Below are 23512 nucleotides of genomic sequence, written 5' to 3'. Positions count from 1 at the left end.
AGTATACAACTTTCGAACCGCCCCCGCGAGGATGCGCAGGCTCCTAGCGGGGTGGAAGCCTCCGGTGCCATCTCTGAACAGAGCGAGACAGGTTTAGCCCCAGAAGCGAAACCCATTAAAAATGCACTGATTGATTGTGGCTGGGGGCGTTTGCTGTTTGGCCAGACTTTTGAGGATCCAAGTGCCCTGGCCGAGGCGATGCGTGCAGAGCGCCCTGATCGGAGAGATATCGCAGCCTACGTAGCCGACCCGCATGTCGTGCTTTCGACCGCACCACAAGAGCTGTTCCTCGACCCCTCCCATACCTATCGGCTGGACCTGACAAATTACGAGTCTCCACCGACCAAATATGCCGGCTTTTTCGTGCGCCGGCTTACATCCCTGCACGACGCGCAGCAGGTTAATGCGATCTACTCAGCGCGCCACATGGTTCCTGTTCCGCCCGAATTTTTCTGGTCATTGCGGGACAGCCGAAGCCTCACAGTCTTCGTTGCTGAAGATGAAGTGACCGGAGATGTCCTGGGATCGATCACTGGGGTAGACCACTCCCGCGCCTTCAATGACGCCGAGCGTGGGTCGTCGCTCTGGTGCTTGGCGGTTGATCCCCAAGCGCGCCACCCGCGCATCGGAGAGGCTTTAGTACGTCGTCTCGCTGATCAGTTCCAAGCGCAACGAGCGCACTATCTCGACCTGTCCGTACTTCATGACAACGAGCAGGCTATTGCACTGTACGAAAAGCTCGGCTTTGTACGCGTCCCCTACTTCACCATAAAACGTAAGAACCAGATCAACGAAAAGCTGTTCATTGGATCCGAGCATATCGAAGGGCTCAATCCCTATTCAGAAATCATCGTCAACGAGGCTATGCGGCGCGGCATCAACGTGGAAGTGACGGATGCCGAGGGCGGTTTCTTCCGCTTGACGTTGGGAGGCCGCAGTATTCGTTGCCGCGAAAGTTTGTCGGATCTCACGAGCGGTGTCGCGGTTCAAATCTGCGACGACAAATCCGTGACGCGTCGTGTTGTGGAAGCGGCGGGAATTTCTACACCCGCACAGATGTATCAACGCAGTAGCGACTCTCTGAAAGACGGCCGATTGGACGGGTTCTTGAAGGACCACAAATCCGTTGTCGTGAAACCGGCCCGCGGTGAACAGGGACGGGGCGTGGCCGTTGGCCTGACCAGCCGGGAGGAAGTTGAGGACGCCATTACCGCCGCACGCAAGATCTCGGACGGGATCGTTATTGAAGAAATGGTCGAAGGCGTTGATCTGCGCATAATCGTGATCGGCTTCGAAGTCGTCGCTGCGGCAATACGCCGACCGGCACGTATTGTCGGGAACGGTGAATGCACAATCGAAGAGCTGATCGAAAAGCAAAGCCGCCGCCGCGCCGCCGCGACACACGGCGAGTCAAGCATTCCTCTCGATGCAGAAACATTTCGCACGGTTCGTCGGGCAGGCTTCAATATGGATGACGTCCCAACTCAGGGGCAGGAGCTTGAGGTTCGTCGGACCGCTAATCTGCATACGGGTGGCACAATTCACGATGTTACCGACGAATTGCATCCTAGGCTGATAGAGGCGGCCGTTGGCGTGGCCCGTGCAATTGACATCCCCGTTGTTGGCGTCGACTTTATCGTGAAGTCGCCGAACCGGCCCGACTATGCTTTTATCGAAGCGAACGAAAGGCCGGGGCTCGCTAACCACGAACCGCAGCCGACAGCTGAACGCTTCGTTGATCTGCTTTTCCCCCACTCAATCCCAGCCGCCGCTCGCGCGGTTTTGGCCAGAGGGACAGATGCCAAGACTTAACATCGACACGGAATACCTAGGCGACACACTCGCGAGACTACTGCAAATACCTAGCCCGACGGGCTACACGGACATGATTGTCAGGATGGTCTGTCGTGAGCTCAAAGAGATTGGCGTACCCTTTGAGTTGACGCGCCGGGGTGCAATTCGCGCCACCTTGAAAGGCAAAAGTCCTCATGGCGCGCGCGCCATTATTTCTCACGTCGATACGCTCGGAGCACAAGTCAAGCAACTTAAGGACAATGGGCGACTGGAGGTCGTGCCAATCGGCTGTTGGTCGGCGCGCTTCGCGGAAGGTGCGCGCGTTACGATATTTTCAGACGCGGGAAGCTACCGCGGCACCGTCCTGCCATTGAAAGCATCGGGCCATACCTACGCTGACGAAGTCGATACTGCGCCAGTCGGCTGGCAGCACGTTGAGGTCAGGATCGACGCTTTATCCCGAAATGACACTGAGCTCGAAAAGCTTGGGATTGAGGTCGGCGATATCATCGCGATTGATCCTCAACCTGAGTTTTTGGAAAACGGCTACATCGTTTCGCGTCATCTCGACAATAAGGCTGGCGTCGCTCTGATGTTGGCGGCACTGCGCGCAATGCGCGAAGAAAAGATAGAGCTCGAGCTTGATGCGCATTGGGTATTTACGATCGCCGAGGAGGTCGGCATCGGGGCCGCATCTGTGCTGACGAGCGATATCGCATCGATGGTGGCCGTGGATAACGGCACCTCAGCACCAGGCCAGAACTCGTCCGAATTCGGCGTGACAATCGCTATGGCCGATCAAAGTGGACCTTTCGACTATCATCTCACCAAGAAGATGGTGCGGCTTTGCCAGGAAAACGACATCCGCTATCAGAAGGACATTTTCCGCCACTATCGCTCTGATAGCGCATCGGCTCTTGAAGCAGGCCACGATGTTCGAACGGCTCTGATAACTTTCGGCATCGACGCCTCCCACGGCTATGAACGCATCCATATGAATGCGCTACGATCCGTGGCGGAACTGGTGACCGCGTACCTGTCCAGCCCAGTCGAAATCAGGCGTGATGCCCACGAAACCGGCAGCTTGGCAGGATTCACGACGCAGCCGATGACAGAGGCTGAAGCGGACATCGAACTGCCTGAGAAGGCGGAAGAGGAAGCCTGAACGAGAGCTCGGCCGTTTTTATAGCGAATACGCAGTAAAAATGGGCTTGTGTTGCCACTATTGCTCGTGCCAAGCCTGAGCGAGAATCCGGTCTCGCATCCCTTGGTGATCGGCACGACAGCACTCAGGCGAGGACACTGCCTCTATGTTCGATCCCGAATCTCCACCAAAACTTGATGTCGCGGGCTGGCTGAATGTCGACGACGAACCGACGCTCGAAAAACTGAAAGGGCGCGTGGCTGTCCTTTACGTGTTTCAGACTCACTGTCCTGGGAGTCTGAGCCATGCTTTGCCGCAAGCTCAACGACTCGCAGAAGGCCTTGATCCTTCGCAGGCTGTTGTTCTCGGCCTCAATGCCCCGTTTGAGAACAAGGAGGGGCAAACGCGCGAAAAGCTTGAGGAGTTCGTCCAGAACCAGGGGCTGATCTTCCCGATTGCGCTTGATCGTGACGTACCAGGCTCGGAACGCACCGCAACGATGGCGGCCTACGAGCTGCAGGGAACGCCCTCAATTTTGATTTTTGACCGCCAGGGACGCCTCCGCAGAGCGTACCTTGGTGAAGCAACCGATATCCGGATCGCTGCCGAGGTCATGGGGCTGGCAATTGAACATCCCAACGCACCGCGCGAGACGTCGATCGCGATCGAACGGATGCTGCGTGCCACTCTGGTGGAACCGCATCAACACCATGATCATGACGGCAATTGCTGCGGCCACGACCATGACCACCATCATCATCACGACCATGCGCACCACCATCACCATGATGGGGAGTGCTGCAATGATCCCGATTGTAAGGGCTGAAGCCAGCTCAGGTGGATAAAGGACGTCTTCATTCCGCCCTCCGAATCGGATGAGCTTCGGGAGGCGGTTCACTGAAGATACCGGATGCGGGGGCGAGCAATGACAGAACGCGCGAAGGACGACATAGATTCGCACGTGGCTGGCGAAGCCCCCGAGCGGCCTCGCCGCGGCAAGCCGAGCGCTTCATCCAAATCGGCATCCAAGGCAACCTTTTCCAAAAAGATCATCGCTCTCGTCTACGACTTCGATGGTACGCTCTCCCCGCGCCCCATGCAGGAATACGCGTTTCTCCCTAAGATCGGAATTGATGCGGCGGAGTTCTGGGCCGAGACGAACCGGCTGGCGCGGGAGCATGGCGCGGATCCGTTGATCACCTACATGCACCTGCTCTACAAAAAGGCGAAGGCAGCTGGCGTCAGGATTGATCGCGAAGATCTCGTGGCGCAGGGCAAGGATGTCGAACTTTTCGAGGGCGTCGCGGAATGGTTCGCCGCCATCTCCGACTACGTTTCCTTGCGCGCCGAGAGCAATGGCGTCACGCTTCGTCATTACCTGATTTCTTCAGGCTTGACCGAGATCGTAGAAGGCACGCCGATCTATTCGAACTTCCACAATGTATTTGCGTCCGAATATTGGTTCGAAGCTTACGATCTGCCCTATCCGAAACGCGTCATCACGGACACCGGCAAAACGCAGTATCTGTTCCGGATCAACAAGGGCGTCGAGGATCTTGGCGAAAACATCAATCAGCACATGGACGAGGACAGCCGTCCCATCCCGTTTTCCAATATGATTTACTTCGGCGACGGTGACACCGACGTGCCATCGATGGCCGTGATGCGGAAGAATGGTGGTCACGCCGTCGCGGTCTATCCGCCGGGGAAATCGCGCAAGAAATGCGTTGACCTCTTCAAGGCCGGGCGGATCGACTTCTTCGCCTCGGCCGATTATCGGCGAGGTTCAGACCTGTTCAAGAGAACATGCCTGTTGATTGATCGGATGCTCGCCGACATCCGCGTGCAGGAAGAAACGTGGCGCTTGAGCCGTCTCATTGAACGGTCCTGACGGCACTCACAGCCTCCCTCTCCAGTCCCGGCCAAGCTTAGGCCGCTGCCGGCTGCGTCTGTAGGTCCTCGGTCGTCGGCGGCTGAGGTGTAACCTCTTTTAGCCAGCGCAGCGTCGCCGCATATTCCGGATCGTTGCGGAGGACTTCGTTGGGTTGGAAGCCATCGAGCTGGCTAACGGTGACCGAGACAAACTTACGGAATTCCGGAACGTCGAAATACGATGTGTGAATAAGTTCACGCCAGGTCAGGAAGTCGAGCGCCTTGGCAATTTGCCCTTCGTTACCTTCTGCAAAAGCCAACTCGCTGATGGCGTTACGGAACTTGCCGAGCGAAGTCATCATTTCACGGTTGCTGCGTTCCGTTATCTTTCGGGCCAGCTCAGGGGGAAGCGTCCGCGGCATACGGTCGATCCAGGACGGGTGCGCATTGGCCCCAACGGCGATCTCGGCTTCGGCATCATTGCCAAGCGCTGAGCGCTGCACTTCGAACCACGTTAGGTCATCGAGCCGCCGGCTGGCGAATGAGCTGAACAACCCCGCCAGCAACTGCACCAGCAGCACCATCAAGACCGCGACGATACCGAACACGACCGGGACCAACACGATAGGCATAGCAAAGCGTATAAGGTTGCCGAACGCGCCTTCCCGAACCTCTTCGTCGACCAGCCAACTCGAAGCTTCGTCAGTGACGAGGTGATACATCAGCCTGCTGTTAAGCAGTATATCATGGCCGCCACCGCAAAGCGTCCCGCCCTCGCAGGGTTTTCCGTCACGTTCAAGGAAGCGTCGATGAAAACGTCGGGTGCGTTGCACTTGTACGAGGTTGGGATAGTCCTGGTGCAGTTCCTGCCGGATACCCCGAAGCTGCTCCCGCAACTGCTTGATTTCAGTCCGGGCATTGAGAACGGCCCTAAGGTCCGTATCAGCGTTATCCAACTTGTCCTGTGCCTGCCGGATCTGGCGTCTTAGATCTCGTATTTTTCTTCGGGAATCCATCATCGCGGCTTCGGTGCGCTCGAAGTTTTCGGTCGCGTAGACATTGTCCCGCAGAAAGTTGGTAATCCCCACCATGTGGGTCGGGGAGGCGATCAGATAAAAGTACGCGATCGGAAGAATGAACACCGAGGCCAGCGAGAAAAATGGCACCGCAAACGTATTGTGAAAGATGTTGAACTTCACCGTGCGCAGAGAACTAAGCCCATGCACCGCTTCATCGTCCGGGTGCAGAAGTGGCAGCCAGCGTTCGCTGAACTTTTCCCGCGCCCTCTTGATGACCCCCGGGCGATAAAAGAAAAGTTGCCGCCTGTCCAAATACTTTGTGATCCCGACAAACACGACAAACGGCAGAGCCATCAAGCCCATGGAAATACCGTATCGCTGTAATTGACTCTCGAGCGTGTCTTCCCACCCGCCGTCGAAAACCTCGGCCACGCTCGAAATGGAGAACATGAGCAGCAGCATCAGGGAGGCGATGAAGATCGCCTTCAACAAGATGGGAAGCCGGAGGAACAGCAGCCGCTCTTTGCGCAATTCCACGAACGGCGTTCCAACAGTGATCCATTTCTTGAGGTGTTCCAGAGGCACGCGTTGCGCGGCGCTCTCCATCAGCGCTGATGCGATCACCGATCCGCCATGGCTATGTCCGATAACACAATAGGGTTCCTGGCGATCTTCCAGTTCTTTCATCTGCTTAAGCAGCCGGGTGCCAGCAGCGCGCCGCGTTAACTCACTGTTGTCGCCGCTCCAGACGAACGGTGTGAACGTGACATCGCTGGAATCACTACTGACAAGCTGCTGAGCGTGCTTCGCAAATGTGCTGCCGGGTTGCCACCATTGCAGGCTGTCTGCCGCCGTCGCAGCATCATGCTCTAAGCCCGTCGTGTAATGAGCAAAGGTGCCATGCACCGTTATGATAGTGGCCATACCAACGATCCCCCCGGAACTACGGGCTAAGTCACGAGTGTTCTAAGAAAGGAAATGCTCAAATCTGTGAGGCGCGGGGCTCGAGCTGTCACGCGAGTCCAGTTTTTGCGCGTCTGAAAAAAGCGGGCATCGCACGTGCACCTCCGGCGTTGGAGTGTCAGATCCATCGATACACACGGCCCGAAAAGAGGCCCCCCGATTTATGCTGCAATCCCTGTAGCGTTATAGCTGGGCAACAAATTGAACAGACGCACATCTCACGGGACAGTGATAGGCGCTGCCCCCACCCAGCGGCAAGCGGACAGACGCGGATTTGCGGTGCGATTTTGACTGAAGCATCTGTATTTCTGATCAGAAAGAAGACAGAAGTTCAAAGTAAATGCGCAAGTTATTATGGTCGCATTGGTCGATAATCGGTGATAAAGTTATTTAAGAGAGCACTTGATGCTGAAGTGAGAATCCAGAGTACGTAGATTTGATCGCATGTGCGGGAACTAAATATACATACAGAAATTGAAGATAAATTAGCCGTGCAGGGTTGCATGCTCGGTTGAATTGTTAAAAACTTCACCGGATATCGAAATTTGTTCGAGAAAGTTAGCTTCGGTCCGATCCTAGGTGGGGCGGACTCACCCTCGCCCGTCCAACGTCGCCCAATCACATGTGGACGGATGGTCCGGGCTTGGTCATGCGCATCTCGCCGGCGAGGCGAGCCTTTTGATGGAGAACCCCGCATCCATGAGCGAAGAACTGACCGAAGACGATTCTGGCACGGTCACCTATGACACGGATTATGAGGTGGGCCAGGACAACGTCGAGGTCATGGGATTCGACGTCCATAATCCCGTTTTCTTCGTCTCGGGTGTGGTGGTTGTGGCGTTTGTTGCGTTCTCGCTGCTGTTTCCAGAACTCAGCGTGTCCGTGTTCGAAACCCTGCGCAACCGCGTTACATCGGACTTCGATTGGGTTTTCGTTTTCACGGGCAACGTTTTCGTTCTTTTTGCGCTCTATCTAATTGTTTCGCCGTTCGGGTCCATCCGCCTTGGCGGCCCGGATGCAACCCCCGATTTCTCCCGAACCGCTTGGTTTGCCATGCTGTTCGCGGCGGGCATGGGCATCGGTCTGATCTTTTTTGGTGTATTCGAACCGGTCGCTCACGCGCAAAATCCCCCGCTCAACGTCTTACCTGAAAATATCGAGGCAGCGCAAAGCGTCGCGATGGCGGCCACGATTTATCACTGGGGGCTGCATCCCTGGGCGATCTACGCCATCGTTGGCCTGTCGCTAGCGTTCTTTAGCTACAATCGACAACTCCCACTGACCGTACGCTCGGTTTTCTATCCGCTCTTTGGAGATGCCGTATGGGGGTGGCCAGGGCACATTATTGATACACTAGCGGTCTTCGCGACATTGTTCGGCCTCGCGACATCCTTGGGATTTGGTGCTGAGCAAGCTCTCGCTGGCATGAACTATCTCTTTGGAATCCCCAACACGGATCTCACGAAAGTCCTGCTGATCGCGGTTATCACCTCCGTCGCCACATTGTCAGTCGTGGCCGGCCTGGATGCCGGCGTGAAGCGGCTATCGGAAATCAATATTGTGCTTGCCGCGGCGCTACTTGTGTTCGTGATTGCGGCAGGGGCGACGGCAGAGATCTTCATCGGCTTCCTGACCAATACGATTTCTTACCTCACGTACTTGCCTGCACTTTCGAGCCCGTTTGAACGAAATCCAGAATTCCTTCACGGTTGGACAACATTCTATTGGGCGTGGTGGATCTCATGGTCACCGTTCGTCGGTATGTTCATCGCTCGCGTTTCGCGAGGAAGGACGGTGCGAGAATTTATTCTATGCGTATTGATTGTACCGACTTTGATTTCCATACTCTGGATGACCACATTTGGCGGTACGGCACTGCACCAGATCGCTGTTGACGGCTACACCGGCGTCGCCGCAACTGTCGAAAACTGGCGTCCGGAGCTGTCACTTTTCAGAATGTTGGAGCCGCTTCCATTCTCGGGAATCCTGTCCTTTCTTGGCATCGCGCTCGTGCTGATGTTTTTCGTCACTTCGTCCGATTCAGGATCGCTCGTGATCGATACCATCACCGCGGGAGGGAAACTCGATCCGCCCGTAGCACAGCGGGTCTTTTGGGCTGTCTTGGAAGGACTTGTCGCGAGCGTCCTATTGTTGGGCGGAGGATTGGGGGCGCTGCAGGCCGCGGCTGTGACAACGGGCTTCCCCTTTGCGTTTGTCCTTCTCACGATGTGTGTCTGCGTCTATCTGGGGCTGCGCCAAGAGCTCAAATTCTTACGCGCGTCGACGGTCTGATCATTAGGATCGGTCCATGACGGTCCAAGAACCCGTTCCGCATAGAAAACGTTTTCTACTGCTGCACAATCCTGTCGCGGGCGTGCGACGCCGCACGCTGGCCCGCCGCGTGGCGGTCGAACTCGAGCGGCGCGGCGCTGAGATCGTCATGTTGCGTTTTTGGGGTGCCACCTCGACAGCCCCTGGTGCCATTGCACGTGATGTCCAGCTTGACGGGTTCGATGCCGTCATTGCAGCAGGGGGTGATGGTACGGTCAGAGCGCTGGCGACAGCGCTTGGCGAGAATACCACCATACCGATCGGCATCATCGCCACGGGCACAGGCAACGTTCTAGCGAACGAAATCGCAATGCCAAAGAAGCCTACGGAAATTGCCGAAGTTTTGATGACCGGCCCTGTCGTCAGCGTCGCCGGAGCCCTTGCAAACAAAGACCCTTTCTTCCTGATGGCCGGAGCGGGCTTCGATGGCGAGATCGTTGCTGGCCTCGACCTCAGCCTCAAACGGCGTATCGGCAAACTCGCTTACGCCATGCCGATCCTTAAGGCGCTGGCGAAAAGGCCGAAAATGTTCTCCCTAACTGTTGATGGAAAAGCCTTTGAAGCCTCATGGCTCGTTGTCGCCAACGGTCGCAATTACGCCGGAACGTACGTTATTGCCCCGGAAGCCAGCCTTTCTGAAACCGGCTTTCAAGCGCTCTTGTTCGCGGCGCGAACCCGCCGCGGACGCTTGCTCGAGCTACTGTCAGTCGCTGCTGGGCTGCACATGCGTTTGCCGAGCGTCAAGATCATCCCGTGCCAGCACTTGACCGTTGCTGGCTCCGATATTGCTGTACAGGCTGATGGGGATCAGATCGCAGATAGCCCGTTGACTGTGACGTCCGCAGGGCCTCGTCTGCGCCTGATCGCGCCGCCTGCATTTGCAAATGGTCTGGTTGTCGCTTGAAGCGTATCGGGAAAAAAGAAACGAAAGATCAGGCGGAACTTGCTGGCCGCGCTAGGGTAACGCGTCGCTTGGGTGTGCCTTGCCCCAGTCGCGCAAAGAGCGCTGTTTCGATGTTGGCGATGAAGAGCCGAGCCGCGGCTTCCCAACTGTAGTCGAGCGCGCGCTTTCTGATGATGTCACGATCCAGTGACATGGCAGCCTTAGCAGCGGCAGCTAGATCCTCTGACAAAAATCCCGTCTCCGCTTGGCGAACAAGGTCGAGCGGACCCGTGACAGGATAAGCGGCAACAGGCAGCCCCGAAGCCATTGCCTCCAGCAATACGATACCGAAGGTTTCAGTCTGGCTTGGCATGACGAAGACGTCTGCCGAGGCGTAGCACTCCGCCAAATCCTCACCGATCTGTTTGCCGGTAAAGGTAACGTCAGGATACTTGACCCGTAGTTCTGCAAACTGCGGTCCGGACCCAACCACAACCTTTTTACCAGGTAGGTCCGTCCTCAAAAACGCTTCGATATTCTTTTCGACAGCAACCCGCCCAACGTAAAGGAAAACAGGCCCCTCTCCGAAGCGGCGCACGTTGCGTGGTCGGAAAACATGCGTATCGACGCCCCGCGTCCAGGGCATGATGCGGTCAAAGCCCCGTGAGTCGAGTTCCGTTGCGAGGCTCGGCGTCGCGACCATGATACCCGCGCCCGCATTGTGAAACCGACGCAGGATTGACCAGATCCAGCTCTCAGGAATGCCAAAGCGCCGGGACAGATAGTCGGGAAACCGCGTGTGGAAGCTGGTCGTAAAGGGAACACCGCGCCGGATGCAGTGTGAGCGCGTCATCCAGCCCAGCGGTCCTTCGGTCGCGATGTGAACAGCGTCCGGTCGGATCAGATTCATGCGTTCGATAATGTAGGCATAGCCCGGGAGAGCCAGACGAATCTCCGGATACGTGGGGCACGGCCATGTCTGGAATTCCGCCGGCGTCAAGAACGTGAGCTCGACGTCCAACTGCGCAGCTTCCTCCGCCAGACGCTCGTAGGTTCGCACAACACCGTTGACTTGCGGTCTCCAAGCGTCGGTGGCGATGAGGATCTTCATTTACGCCGCCTTTAAGTCTTCCTTCACGAGGCTCGCTTCCGATGCGGCTGTCCGTGCCTGTACGACATCCATCCACCGAATAAGCTCGAAACGGCCATCTTCTGTTTCACCGATCGCCGTGCAACTCTCGACCCAATCACCTGTATTCAGATAATGGATATCGCCAAAGTTTCTTGAGGCGGCATGGTGAATATGTCCGCATATCACCCCGTCCGCATCTCGCCGCTGTGCCTCGCTTGAAAGCTTGCGTTCAAATTCTCCGATGAAATTGACAGCGGATTTAACGCGCAATTTCAGATAGTTGGAGAGGGACCAGTATTCGAGCCCTAGGCGCCGACGTACGAAATTCACCGGGGCATTAGTCCACAGGGCGAGCTGGTAGCTGCGATCCCCGAGCAACGCCAGCCATTTAGCATAGCGCACCACGACATCGAATTCGTCGCCATGCATGACGATGTAGCGTTTGCCATCCGCCGTTTCGTGGATGAACTGCCGCTCGATCTCAATGCCGCCGAAGCGCTGTCCGCAATACTGTCGCAGGCCATCGTCGTGGTTGCCGGGAATGAATACAATCCGGGCGCCCTTGCGTGCCTTGCGTAAAAGCTTTTGCAATACGTCATTGTGTGACTGAGGCCATACTGCACCGCGCTTGATGCGCCAGAAGTCAACAATATCGCCGACGAGGTAGATCGTATCGGCGTCATGTTCCCGAAGAAAATCGAGTAACTGCCCAGCTTGGCACGCTCGAGTGCCGAGATGGACATCAGAAATAAACATTGCGCGGTATCTGGTCATCCTCAGCTTTCCTGCAGACCGGTGGCCGATAGACTAGTGTATCCCCCGATCGCACCATGAGAAGATTCAAGTTTCAGGAGTATGACATTTTAGAGCTTGATAACCGCGCAAGGCGATCATCGTAGGGCAAAGTTGTGTATCTGAACCGTTTGTGCGCATGCAACCTGCGGTGTCAATAGATACGGAACGGGAAATAGCGTGTGACAAGTTCGACAAATCGTCCGCTCGAGCGAACCTGCTTCAAGGCGTCATCGAGTTCAGCCTTAAGCTGACGATCCCCTTTCGCAACCGCTATCGCGACGCCATCCCCAAAGAACTTGGGCTCGAGAAACGCCTCTCCTTTGAATTCACAGCACTGGTTGGAGGCGGTACCGTTCAACCAGAAGGACAAACTGATAGCGTCACCAAATATGGCGTTGACGTCCCCCTTTTTGAGGGCCTCACGCGCGGCATCCGCATCCTTGAACGTGACGATCTGACTGCCCCGGAAAAATTGCCGGATGAACGCCTCGTGCGTGGTGCCTTGCGCTACACCGACCTTCCGCCCCGATAAAGCTTCGGGCGTAGCTTCCAGCCCTGTGGCATCACGACGTCCAGCAAAGCGACCCGGGGTATGAAAGTATCGGTCGGTGAAGTCATAATTGGTGAGCGCTTGAGCTGTCACCATCTGCGAGGCGATAACTGCATCACCTTCCTTCCGAAGGAGGGAGGGCAGCAAATTCTCCCAGGGCTCGACCTTGATCTCGCATGTAACGTCCAGATCCAGGCATATGGCGCGCGCCAAGTCGACATTAAAGCCTGTTAGCACGCCGTCTTCGTCATAAAAGTTAAACGGGGGAAAGTCGCTGGTCGTGAGAAAGCGCAACACGACCCGGCGCGCTGCTTCACGTTCTGCTGCAGCGGGTTGTTCCTGCGCCTGAGTCCCTTCGTATGAACCCAGCAGAACCAAACTCAGGCAAAGCCACAGCGCAAACACAGCCAAGTGCGACCGAGGTCGGACCTGGCACCATATCGCCGTATCTATTCTCATCTGGATTCTCAACTTCCAGTTGTTTTAGCAGGGCCGCAAAAGGCAGTGCCTTGAAATCAGATTCTTTCAGCGGATCGCAAAACCCAAACTTTGCCGGTATTGCCATTTCCGCAACACAACTCAAAAATTGTGTGGATTTTATCTAACGGGTGCCTACCTGCGGGGGAGGTCAGCACAACTCTACAACTGCACACCGTGCTTGTGATCCTGATTTAGCGTGCATTTTCAGAGAAATACACACGTTTTTAATGGGTTCTCTCTATCCAGGCATACCAACTTTTGTCCTGGAAATTATCGTACATGTATAGCGTTCTCTCGTGCATCGTCGGCCAGCACAATGTCTGGCTCGTCGGATTGGCTTCGTTGGTGTGTCTAGCCGGCGTGGGCGTCACCTTGAGCCTCCTTCACCGGGCCGCAACCACCGGGGGATTGCAGCGGTACGGCTGGAACTTCCTGACCGGCGTTGCTGCAGGCGCTGCCATCTGGTGTACGCATTTCATCGCAATGCTCGCCTATAATCCAGGCGTCCCCGTGACGTTTATGCCGGTCTTGACGGTCGTCTCACTGCTTGTCGCGGTTACGGGGGCTGGATTGGGGTTCGCCTTCGCGACCAGCGGCCTGACCAGTGCAGCACCTATGATTGGTGGCAGTGCGGTGGGACTAGCGGTCGCAGCCATGCATTATACGGGCATGCTGGCTTACCGTATCGATGGTATCGTTGCCTGGGATGAAACCTACCTCCTCACTTCAATTGCATTATCGATCATTTTCGCTGGCGCTGCGACTCGCTCCGCTTTGCGCGCAGACACGATGACGGGACATTTATCAGCTGCTGCGCTTTTCGTGGTTGCCATCGTGAGTCTACATTTTACGGGCATGACGGCGCTACAAATCACTCCCCTCAATGGAGCGGTAGAAGTTGCAGACGATCCGTCGACAGCCATGGCGCTTGCTGTTGCCGGCATGGCTTTGGTCATTATTGGAGCTGGTATCTCCAGCTATCTCATCGACGATCGCGCCCGTTATGATAGCTATCAACGCTTGCAGCACATGGCTTTGCATGACCCCCTGACGGGGCTGCCGAATCGCACGAGCTTCACGAATTATCTCGAATTCGAACTCGACCGGGCGGAAGGCGCAAAGCGGAAAGTTGCGGTCCTTGAGATTGACCTTGATCGGTTTAAAGAGGTCAATGACCTTAGAGGTCACCAAGCCGGTGATGAAGTTCTCAAAGTTATCGCAGACAGAATGTCCAATCTTCTCCGAGAAGGCGAAATGGTCGCTCGCGTCGGTGGAGACGAGTTCACGGCCGTCAAAACGTTTATAGATCCGGTGACGCTCGTGGAGTTTCTAGAGCGGCTTCAGAAGGTCATCTTCGAACCAATAGAGATATCCGATTTCGAGGTGTCGATAGGTGCCAGCATCGGGGTGGCGATTTATCCTGATGATGCAAGGGACCGCGAAAATTTATTGAGCAATGCGGACTTGGCGATGTACCGGGCCAAGGCAAGCGCGACGGAAGACATCTGCTTTTATGAGTCCTCGATGGACGAACGCGTGCGGGCACGCCGGGTTCTGGCGAGCGATCTTCGCGATGCCGTTAAAAAGAATGAGCTTTCCCTGCATTATCAAGTTCAGACGTCGATCTCGACGGGAGAGGTCATTGGCTACGAGGCCCTTCTGCGTTGGCATCATCCTGTGCGTGGGGCCGTTCCTCCCGTAGAATTCATACCCATTGCTGAAGAAACAGGGCTCATTCTGGAGCTGGGCGAGTGGGTGTTGAAAACGGCGTGTGCCGCCGCCGCAAAGTGGTCACAGCCGTTGAAGATCGCGATCAACCTTTCTCCCGTTCAGTTCATCCATAGCGATCTGCCAAAGCTTGTGGAGGATGCTCTTAAAGAGAGCGGCTTGGATGCCAAAAGGCTTGAGCTTGAACTGACGGAGTCGACCATTGTCGAAAATAAGGAACGCACACTCGCGATCCTGCAAAAGATCAAGGAGCTCGGTGTCTCGATCGCTTTGGATGACTTTGGAACTGGATATTCGTCTCTCGAAACTCTGCGATCTTTCCCGTTTGATAAAATAAAACTCGATCGCTGCTTCATGCAGGATATCGAGGTGAGCCCTCAATCTAAGGCGATTATTCGCGCCGTCCTTGCACTAGGAAAAAGCCTTTCAATTCCGATCCTCGCTGAAGGCATAGAAACGAACTGCCAGTTTATGATCCTCAAGGATGAGGGCTGCGACGCAGCTCAGGGTTATTATATTGGTCGGCCAGGTCCCTCCATCTCCATAGAGACCGAGCAAGAAGACCTTCTCACGGCTTAGTTTGGAAGGAGCATGCGGTATATTGCGCCGTGGCAACACCGTTGGCGCAATATGCGTTAATCCCCTGGAGACGAGACGTATACTGTATTTCAGACGGCGTATTTGATTTACGATAATCGTCGCTTTGTCGAAGGTGCCTTGCGACGGGCTCGCGTAGCTTAAGCTTCGTCGAATGTTGACCGGCCTTGCTGGTCACGGATGACATGAGCGATGGATTGGCAGCGCGACCATTCTGCAGAGGCGATACGCCAAGACGTGTCGCAATGCCCTGGTGGAACCGACACAGGTCGGCCTGATGCTGAACCAGAGCTTCAACGGCTAGACCATGCCGTCAATCATCTGCGGCGAACAAGACCTGAGCTGTCATCTGCCTACAGTGTTGTGGGATGGCAAGCCGCCACGCTTGTCGTGCTGACGGTAGCATTGGTCATCGGCGCGGTCGCGATGCCGTCGGTAACGCACACCGTTGTCTTCGCGACAATGGCGCTGTCTTTCTTTTGTATCGTAGCTATCCGTATTCTGGCGATCGCGACCCTGCTCAGCGTACGCGCGCCTGCACCTGAATCCCCTAACGAAAAATCCGGGCTCGACGAGGTGTTTCCGCGTTATGCCATCCTGGTGCCCCTCTACAAAGAAGCGGAAGTTGTCCCGGCCTTGATTGAGGCCCTGTCGGCGCTCGACTATCCGACCGATTGCCTGGAAATCTCGCTTATAGTCGAACGCGAAGACCGCGCGACGCGAATGGCGCTTGAGGCGCAAGTACTACCAACGCACATGCGCATTGTCGAAGTTCCGGAAGGCCAGCCTCGCACGAAACCCCGCGCCCTGAACTACGCGCTGGCCAGTGCCCGCGGCGATTACGTCGTGGTCTACGATGCAGAGGATATGCCCGAACCTGACCAACTGCGCCGGGCGCTCAAAGCATTTCGTTCCGCCGGCCCCGAACTCGGCTGCGTTCAGGCTTGCCTCAATACGTACAATCCGGAAGAGACGTTTTTCACGCGACAGTTCACGATCGAATATACCGCTTTGTTCGACGCTATCGTGCCGACGTTGGCGCGGCTCGATCTACCAGTCCCGCTCGGCGGAACATCCAACCATTTCCCGCGCCGTATTCTGGAAACCTCTGGCGGCTGGGATCCCTTCAATGTCACCGAAGATGCAGACCTTGGTATTCGCCTCGCGCGACAAGGTGCGCGCGTCGCAGGTTTGGCGTCCACGACATGGGAGGAGGCGCCCGAAACCTTTCGGATTTGGCTGGGCCAGCGTACGCGCTGGCTGAAGGGCTGGATGCAAACTTACATCGTGCACATGCGTGAACCTACCCGCCTTCTGCGAGATCTGGGGTTGAAGCGTTTCGCAGGCCTGCAGGTGCTCATGGGAGGAATGATCCTCTCGTGCTTGGTTCATCCCTGGTTCTATGTCGTCCTAGGGGCCAGCCTGCTCTCTGGCCGTTCCGATCTGCTTGTTCCTTCGGACGAGTGGCACGTTCTCTATTGGGCTGGATTGTTCAACCTGTTCGCCGGATATGTCTCGGCGATCGCGCTGGGCGCGATCGCTGTCGCACGCCGTGGCCGCCCGGAACTTGCCATATCGGTCTTAGCAGTGCCGATCTATTGGCTGCTGATTTCCTGGGCCGCATATCGAGCACTATGGGAACTGGTATCGGCCCCGCACCACTGGGAAAAGACGCAGCATCACGCGAGAAACGTTGTGGCCAACAGCAACCCGCCCCTTGTTACTTGACCTGATAATGGATCGGCAGGGTGAATTCGAACGCGTTCCCAACGAGCTGAGACGGCGGCGTCGGAAGTGGTGACGCGCGCTCAAGAATATCGAGGGCAGCATCATCGAGAATCTTTGCGCCCGAGCCGTTGACTACGGCGTGCGCTACGACGCGGCCTTCGCGGTCAATGCTGAAGCTCACGATGACCTTGCCCTCAATGCGATTCCGTCTCGCAGCAGAGGGATAGCGTTTATGACGATGGAGGTGGTGAGCGACTTTCTTCTGCCAAGTCGCAATCGTCTTTTTATCGGCTTCGGAGAGCCCGGGCGTGGGGGCAGCGGCCTTCTCAGCGCGCGGAGCCTTGATTGGCGGAGGAGCCATCTCCGGCGCAGCCTTAGCTGCCGGAGTGGGTTCCTGTTCCGCTTCCTCGACTTCTTTCTCCGGCTCTTCCTTTTCCTCTTTTTCCTCGACCTTTTCTTCGGGTTTGTTTTCCGGCAACTTCAGGTCGGGGTCTTCCGGTTCATGCTCAGTTTTTTCGACTTTCGGCGTTTCTTCCGCAGCAGTCGGTTTGGCTTTTTCCTGCGTCTCCATCATCTCCGGAGTCGCGTCAGAACGAGGGCCGATGATGGGAGCTTTCGTGTCCTTGGGAGGAGCAACAGCAAGCGGAGCAAGGTCGAACAAGAGAGGCCCGGAATCGGCGGTCTCTTCTTCGTGGGGCTCAGGCTGCATCAGGACGAGACTGGCGGCGCTCGCGTGCAGCACAACCCCGAAGAATATAGCGACAGCCCATCTGCTGGTGCGCGTAAGGCGCGACTCGAAAGTGTATGACATACGGCTAAGGCCCCGCGGCGGGAGAAGCTGATGCCGGAAGAGCGTTGGTATCCGCAGACTCCAAACCCACGAGCCCAACCTTCAAGTACCCCCCGATGCGCAGCGCGTTCATGAGCTTCATCAGCTCACCGTAGGGCACATCCTTATCCGCCCGTACGTAAAGCCGCGTGTCTCTCTTCGACTCCGTGACGTCATCCAGGGCCGACACAAGTGCGTCGCGCGAAATCGTCTTTTCGCCGATCGAAAGCGTCGTGTCGGACTGCAGAGTCAGAAAGACGGGTTTGGAAGGGCGAGGCTGCGGCTTCGCGACGGCGACGGGCAATTCAACGGGAACATCGACCGTCGACAGAGGGGCGGCAACCATGAAGATGATGAGAAGAACCAACATGACGTCGATGAACGGCGTGATGTTGATCTCATGGTTGTCCGAAAGATCGTCGTCGTCACGAATTCGGCCGGCCATGACCTACTCTCCCGCTTTCAGATAAGGTGTTCTCGCGGCTTGGCGATCGAGATCGCGCGATACGAGCCGCTCCACCATTGCAGCACCATCTGCGAGTTTCGCTTTGTAGCCCGATATCGAACGCGCAAGTTGATTGTAGAAAATGACGGCTGGAATAGCGGCCACCAGACCGATGCCGGTGGCGAGCAGCGCCTCCGCGATACCCGGCGCAACGACAGCAAGGTTTGTGGTCTGGGCTTTCGAGATGCCGATGAAGCTGTTCATAATGCCCCATACCGTGCCGAAAAGGCCGACAAACGGAGCCGTCGCACCAATCGTAGCGAGAAGGCCGGTGCCGGATGTCATCGCGCGACCAGCGGTTGCCTCGATACGCGCAAGGTGTGATGTGACGCGCTCCTTGATGCCGTCAGCTGGCAAGAGGCCATTGTCAGAACGGATAACTTCATCGCGCGCCGCCGTGACCATTAAAGAGAGCGGATCAGAGGACGTCTGCCGTCGATCGGCTGCAGCCGCGAGGCTGGCGTCTCGCTGCAGGCGGGACATTTCACGCCGAAGGCGACCGGAGGCGAAGCCGAGGTGCGCCAGTTTGGCAAACCAGATTGTCCAGGAGAGCACGGATGCAATGGCAAGCAAGATCATCACGCCTTTGACGATGATGTCGGCGTTGAGAAACATATTCAGCGGCGACAGATCGTGCGGAAGATCCTGCCTGTCGTCCTCACTCGCCGGGGCTGCGGCAGCGGTTGCTGGATTTTGACCCACCGCAGTCGGCACGTCGATTGGAGCTTGATCTGCACCGGCAGATTGGTTCCCCGCCGGAGGAACATCGTCATTCGCAGGTGCGCCCGGGGACTCTGAGGCTGGCGCCGTAATAGTGCTGTCCGTCGCAGAGGGCGAAAGTGCCGGTGAGGTCTGCTGGGCTAGGCCTTGAGCCGGGGACATGGATGGCTGAGCCGTCGCCGGCGGCGTGTTGTCAATTGTTGGAGCAGCCGGAGATTGCGGCTCAACGGCTAAGGGAGCAGGCTGATTTGGCTCGACTGGTGGTGTTGGCGCAGAGTCCACAGCAGGGGGATTGGCGGGCGTCTGAGACGTGCTAGCCGGAGCTTCTTGGCTTAAAGCCGAGGGAGCGAGGCCTGCCGCAACAATGCAGATAGCCGCGAAAAGCGGCCACGTGCGCGCGGCAAACATCGAAGAACGGCTCAATCTCATCTGTATCATCGTCCGCCTTTTGCTTTGCGGTCAGAGTTGGCGGAAAGAATCCGCGGGGGGCGCGTGTCGCGCCAGTCTGCTGCGTGAGTTGGCAAAGTCTCGTTGCGAAGGGCCACCGCACGCTGCGGGAACGTGGTCACGAACGCAGGCCACGAACATGAGCGACACCGCGCGCTCTCAAGTGGCCACGATTGACATCCGTATAAGTATAGCCCCCGTAGCCGGTCCTCACATCTACAATGATGATTTTTTCTGTCAAGAATTAAGCCGGGAGTGTCCTCGAACGATGAAAGGTTTTTTGCGCGACAATATGTGGGATGCGGAGCAAGAATTGCGGCGTTTCGCCACGCAAAGCTCAACCGTAGGACCTCGTCGCATCCCTTCAATGACACTTCTCTGACGTTAACACGAACCATCCGCAGGCCATTGGGAAGTCGGTAATGACGGCCTTCAGGCAACGCCCCAGACGGGCAATCTGAAATATCGTGCAGTCGCTAAATGGCAGTGCAGCCCGACCTGAGAGATTGATTCTGCTAAAAGAATCGTTGCCGATTGCCGCATGATTGAGCACGCCATTCTACGCGAATCAGATAACCACAGAGCCTGTGGACAAATATATTCGCAGGCGAGCTATCCAATGACCGGCAGCATCTCAATCAAGTCGCGCTTGGCGTTCAATCAGATCGACGACGCGACCGCCACGCTCCTTCGAGAGAATAAGGAGTTGATTATGGGGGCGCTGCCCGCGGCTCTTGACGCGTTCTACGCCCATCTCAGTAGGTTTCCTGAGACGGCAGCATTTTTCAAGACCTCGGATGTCTCGGCACGGGCCAAAGCGGGTCAGATCCGGCATTGGTCTGTTCTACTCGATGGACGCTTCGATGACGCCTATGTGGCATCGACGGATCGCATCGGGCAAACCCACCACAAAATCGGCCTCGATCCCAAATGGCATATCGGCGGCTATAGCGTTCTGATTTCTAATCTTTTGGGCGAGCTCTCGAGTCGGATGACGCCGCAGGGATCCACGGTAGTCAGCTATCGCGGCGCGTCCAAGCCAGCCGAACGCAGAGCTCCGCTTGAAGCCGCGATCTTCAAGGTGGTAATGCTGGACCTTGAACTCTCGATCGCTATGTATCTTGAGGCAGGCCGCCGAGACACCCAAAGTCTCGCCTCCACCGTTGTCGAAACGGCAAAATCCGTTGCCCGGACCGCTGACGAACTTCGGACCGCCGCTGAAACGGTAGCGTCCGCGGCGGATACCTCGAGCAGCCAGACCTCCACCGTTGCCGCCGCAGCCGAGCAGGCCTCGGCCAATGTCCGCACAGTTGCCATGGCGGCCGATGAACTAAGCGCTTCGGTCAAGGAGATCGGACGGCAGGTGGCAAGCTCAACGGAGATCAGCCGCAAGGCAGTCAAAACCGCCGATCAGACTTCGGACAAGGTGCGTCAACTTACGCATGCGTCGCAGAAGGTTGGTGATATCATCGAGATTATCAGCAACATTGCACGTCAGACAAACCTGCTGGCGCTGAACGCCACCATCGAAGCCGCGCGTGCCGGTGAGGCTGGCAAAGGCTTCGCGGTTGTCGCGCAAGAGGTGAAGTCGCTCGCGAACCAGACTGCAAAAGCGACCAGCGAGATCAGCGCGCAGATTGCGGACATCCAGAGTTCTACGGCCGACGCCGTAACCTCGATCGCATCGATCGGAGACATCATCAAGTCGATGGACGAGGTCGCAACCATTATCTCGTCCACCACCGATGAGCAGAACGCAGCGACGATGGAAATCGCCCGCAACGTTCAGGAAGCCGCTCAAGGTACGACGGATGTCGCTACGAACACCGTGGGGCTTAGCCAATCTGCGGCATCGGCGGAAATGGCAGCGAGCCAGATGCTGAATGCTGTTCTCGAACTTGGGGCCAAGGCAGACGAACTTCGCAAAAACGCTGAAGGGTTCTTGGCGAAAACACGCAGCGCAGCCTGACGGAGACTAACTCCGCCAATGACTTGAGCTGCGCCAGACCTCGATGAGCTGGTCACCACGCTGATGCGGATTCCGATCCGCGTCAGCGGCTCTTCGCAGACACGCATAACGAAGCCAGAAAGCGTTCCGGGACTATTCCGGGACCGTCCTGGTGTCGTTGTCCGTTCGTTCGCGCTATGTCTGATTTTCGACCGGCTGAAAAATGCTCGCAGAGCACTAAAGTATGGAGCGGGCGAGGAGAATCGAACTCCCGACATACAGCTTGGGAAGCTGTCGTTCTACCACTGAACTACGCCCGCATCGCCAAGAGCGTTGATCTAGCACGCCGGCCCGAACTGGAAAAGAGGTCGTTGCAAGTCAGCCGGGTGCAGTTCACTTCGCCCTGATGCTTTTGTGACTTAGGTTCCGGCAGAACGGCGTGATAGGTTGTCCCCAACTGCGTACCCCACAGATGAGCCCCTCAGATCAACGTGGGAACGCGCCCGGATGACGACGAGGACGCCGAATTTGTCGACGACATTTGCTACGCCATCGGCAACGGAGCCACTGGCCAAGTTTACCGATCCCGATGTGACCGCGACCGGCGAACCCCGCGCGCGTGTCGCACTCAGGCAGCTTGAAACGCTTTGGTTCAATACGGGCACGCTCTGCAACATCACGTGCCGCAACTGTTATATTGAATCGAGCCCGACCAACGATGCACTGGTCTATCTGACGGCGGCAGAAGTCTCGAGCTTCTTGAACGAGGCAAAGCAACTCGGAACACGTGAAATCGGCGTCACGGGCGGTGAGCCGTTCATGAATCCGGAAATCCTGGCGATGCTGGGCGAAGCTCTCGCAATGGGCTTCGACGTCCTGGTTCTGACCAATGCGATGACGCCGATGCAACGTCCCCGCATCAAGGAAGGGCTGATGGATCTCCATCGGCGTTTTGGCAGCAGGTTGTGTTTGCGTGTCAGCCTTGATCACTACACGCAAGCTCACCATGAGAAAGAGCGCGGATTGAACACATGGCAGCCAGCCATTCTCGGCCTGGACTGGCTCTGCGCGTCCGGCTTCCGCACGGCGATTGCCGGGCGAACGTGTTGGCACGAAACCGCAGACATGGCACGTCAGGGTTACGCGCAATTGTTCAAGGAGCGTGGCTGGTCGATCGATGCCGATGACGCGGGCCAGTTGATGTTGTTTCCCGAGATGGCGGGAAGCGACACAGTTCCCGAAATCACTACCCGTTGCTGGTCCATTCTCGGCAAGTCACCGGACGAAATGATGTGCGCGTCTTCGCGGATGGTGGTGAAGCGCAATGGCGCCGTCGCACCCGTTGTGTTGCCCTGTACGCTGCTGCCGTATGATACGGCGTTTGAAATGGGAACGACTCTTGCCGACGCCGGAAAGGCAGATGGCGGCATGTTTGACAGCGGAGCGGTCAAACTCTGCCACCGCCATTGCGCGGAATTCTGCGTGCTCGGCGGTGGCAGCTGCTCGTAGTTTTTACGCGTTTTTCTTACGGAGTTCGTCGCGAATTTCAGCCAGCAACGCTTCCGTTGCCGTCGGAGCTGCCGGGGCGGCTTCCTGCTGCTTCTCGAAACGCTTGCGCAGCTCATTGACGGCTTTGACAAGCATGAACACCGCGAAGGCCACGATCAGAAAACTGATCATATTGTTGATGAACAGCCCAATGTTCATGGATACCGGTTCGCTTCCAGCTTCAGCGGCTTTAAGCGGAATCTTGATGTCGGAAAAATCAACACCGCCGAGCAGGAGCCCGATCGGGGGCATAATGATATCGTTAACCAGAGACGTTACGATCGTGCCGAACGCGCCACCGATGATGATGCCGACGGCCATGTCGATCATGTTGCCCTTAATGGCGAATTCGCGAAATTCTTGGATAATTCCCATTTTTCAAAGTCCTCTTCGCCGCATCGCTGAGGGCCATTCAGAATGCGGAAATCTTGAGTGGTCAGCGCTCTGAACAACCGAATTTAATCTATACGGTAGGCCATACGTGCCAGCAACGGTGCGA

The 23512-nt window shown here is 56.6% G+C and carries 18 protein-coding genes and 1 tRNA gene; 10 read left to right on the top strand and 9 right to left on the bottom strand.

Annotation, left to right across the window (positions count from 1 at the left end):
* The first annotated feature begins 69 nt into the window (after positions 1–69).
* The 4 genes from ngg (at position 70) to BLS30_RS02315 (ending at position 4829) form a co-directional block, all read left to right on the top strand.
* Positions 70–1812 carry an N-acetylglutaminylglutamine synthetase gene (gene ngg, locus BLS30_RS02330; protein ID WP_082101245.1) on the top strand — a complete coding sequence of 581 codons (1743 nt, stop codon included), beginning with the start codon at positions 70–72 and terminating at the stop codon, positions 1810–1812.
* The gene (locus BLS30_RS02325) at positions 1799–2959 is read left to right on the top strand and encodes an osmoprotectant NAGGN system M42 family peptidase (protein ID WP_046477918.1); all 1161 of its coding nucleotides are present in this window, start codon (positions 1799–1801) and stop codon (positions 2957–2959) included. The genes ngg and BLS30_RS02325 overlap by 14 nt, the downstream gene beginning before the upstream one ends.
* Before the next feature lie 145 nt (positions 2960–3104).
* Positions 3105–3764: a peroxiredoxin family protein gene (locus BLS30_RS02320; RefSeq protein WP_046477919.1), complete on the top strand. Its 660-nt coding sequence runs from the start codon at positions 3105–3107 to the stop codon at positions 3762–3764.
* A gap of 99 nt (positions 3765–3863) precedes the next feature.
* Positions 3864–4829 (top strand): HAD family hydrolase, encoded by a 966-nt coding sequence (locus BLS30_RS02315; protein WP_082101069.1) that lies wholly within the window; start codon positions 3864–3866, stop codon positions 4827–4829.
* A gap of 37 nt (positions 4830–4866) precedes the next feature.
* Here the strand turns inward: BLS30_RS02315 and BLS30_RS02310 are convergent, their stop codons facing one another.
* Positions 4867–6753, bottom strand: a complete 1887-nt coding sequence (locus BLS30_RS02310; RefSeq protein ID WP_090226331.1) for a hypothetical protein — start codon at positions 6751–6753, stop codon at positions 4867–4869.
* A gap of 738 nt (positions 6754–7491) precedes the next feature.
* Here BLS30_RS02310 and BLS30_RS02305 point away from each other — a divergent pair.
* On the top strand, positions 7492–9084 hold the full coding sequence (locus BLS30_RS02305; RefSeq protein WP_046477921.1) for a BCCT family transporter: 1593 nt from the start codon (positions 7492–7494) through the stop codon (positions 9082–9084).
* Between the two features lie 16 nt (positions 9085–9100).
* Positions 9101–10027 (top strand): diacylglycerol/lipid kinase family protein, encoded by a 927-nt coding sequence (locus BLS30_RS02300; protein ID WP_090226329.1) that lies wholly within the window; start codon positions 9101–9103, stop codon positions 10025–10027.
* 28 nt (positions 10028–10055) lie between these two features.
* Here the strand turns inward: BLS30_RS02300 and BLS30_RS02295 are convergent, their stop codons facing one another.
* From BLS30_RS02295 to BLS30_RS02285, 3 genes are all read right to left on the bottom strand, one after another.
* Positions 10056–11117, bottom strand: a complete 1062-nt coding sequence (locus BLS30_RS02295) for a glycosyltransferase family 4 protein (protein WP_090226326.1) — start codon at positions 11115–11117, stop codon at positions 10056–10058.
* A complete protein-coding gene (locus BLS30_RS02290; protein WP_046477924.1) occupies positions 11118–11912 on the bottom strand; it encodes a UDP-2,3-diacylglucosamine diphosphatase in 795 nt (264 codons plus the stop codon). It lies immediately after the preceding gene.
* A 172-nt stretch (positions 11913–12084) separates the two neighbouring features.
* The gene (locus BLS30_RS02285) at positions 12085–12942 is read right to left on the bottom strand and encodes an ABC transporter substrate-binding protein (protein ID WP_082101071.1); all 858 of its coding nucleotides are present in this window, start codon (positions 12940–12942) and stop codon (positions 12085–12087) included.
* A gap of 300 nt (positions 12943–13242) precedes the next feature.
* On the opposite strand from BLS30_RS02285, the gene BLS30_RS02280 reads away from it, so the two are divergent.
* Together BLS30_RS02280 and BLS30_RS02275 are read left to right on the top strand one after the other, a co-directional pair.
* Positions 13243–15270 (top strand): putative bifunctional diguanylate cyclase/phosphodiesterase, encoded by a 2028-nt coding sequence (locus tag BLS30_RS02280; protein ID WP_090226322.1) that lies wholly within the window; start codon positions 13243–13245, stop codon positions 15268–15270.
* Between the two features lie 210 nt (positions 15271–15480).
* On the top strand, positions 15481–17016 hold the full coding sequence (locus tag BLS30_RS02275) for a glycosyltransferase (RefSeq protein WP_090226319.1): 1536 nt from the start codon (positions 15481–15483) through the stop codon (positions 17014–17016).
* On the opposite strand, the gene BLS30_RS02270 is transcribed toward BLS30_RS02275, so the two are convergent.
* The 3 genes from BLS30_RS02270 to exbB are packed head-to-tail and all read right to left on the bottom strand — an operon-like array spanning position 17009 to position 19499.
* Positions 17009–17827 carry an energy transducer TonB gene (locus tag BLS30_RS02270; protein WP_046477926.1) on the bottom strand — a complete coding sequence of 273 codons (819 nt, stop codon included), beginning with the start codon at positions 17825–17827 and terminating at the stop codon, positions 17009–17011. The genes BLS30_RS02275 and BLS30_RS02270 overlap by 8 nt on opposite strands.
* A gap of 4 nt (positions 17828–17831) precedes the next feature.
* Positions 17832–18290: a TonB system transport protein ExbD gene (exbD, locus tag BLS30_RS02265; RefSeq protein WP_090226316.1), complete on the bottom strand. Its 459-nt coding sequence runs from the start codon at positions 18288–18290 to the stop codon at positions 17832–17834.
* A 3-nt stretch (positions 18291–18293) separates the two neighbouring features.
* Positions 18294–19499: a tonB-system energizer ExbB gene (gene exbB / locus BLS30_RS02260; protein WP_090227323.1), complete on the bottom strand. Its 1206-nt coding sequence runs from the start codon at positions 19497–19499 to the stop codon at positions 18294–18296.
* A gap of 637 nt (positions 19500–20136) precedes the next feature.
* Here exbB and BLS30_RS02255 point away from each other — a divergent pair.
* Entirely contained in the window at positions 20137–21486 is a 1350-nt protein-coding gene (locus BLS30_RS02255) for a globin-coupled sensor protein (protein WP_090226314.1), read from the top strand.
* Positions 21487–21710: 224 nt separating this feature from the next.
* Here BLS30_RS02255 and BLS30_RS02250 read toward each other — a convergent pair.
* Positions 21711–21785: transfer RNA gene (locus BLS30_RS02250), tRNA-Gly, on the bottom strand.
* Between the two features lie 187 nt (positions 21786–21972).
* Here BLS30_RS02250 and BLS30_RS02245 point away from each other — a divergent pair.
* Complete coding sequence (locus tag BLS30_RS02245; RefSeq protein ID WP_090226310.1) at positions 21973–22974, top strand: radical SAM protein; 1002 nt, start codon at positions 21973–21975, stop codon at positions 22972–22974.
* A gap of 3 nt (positions 22975–22977) precedes the next feature.
* Here the strand turns inward: BLS30_RS02245 and mscL are convergent, their stop codons facing one another.
* Positions 22978–23382 carry a large-conductance mechanosensitive channel protein MscL gene (mscL, locus tag BLS30_RS02240; RefSeq protein ID WP_425284144.1) on the bottom strand — a complete coding sequence of 135 codons (405 nt, stop codon included), beginning with the start codon at positions 23380–23382 and terminating at the stop codon, positions 22978–22980.
* Between the last annotated feature and the right edge of the window lie 130 nt (positions 23383–23512).

Source organism: Filomicrobium insigne, from assembly GCF_900104305.1.
Lineage (GTDB): Bacteria > Pseudomonadota > Alphaproteobacteria > Rhizobiales > Hyphomicrobiaceae > Filomicrobium > Filomicrobium insigne.
Note: the sequence above shows the minus strand (reverse complement) of the source record. Positions and strands in the feature narration are given on the sequence as shown.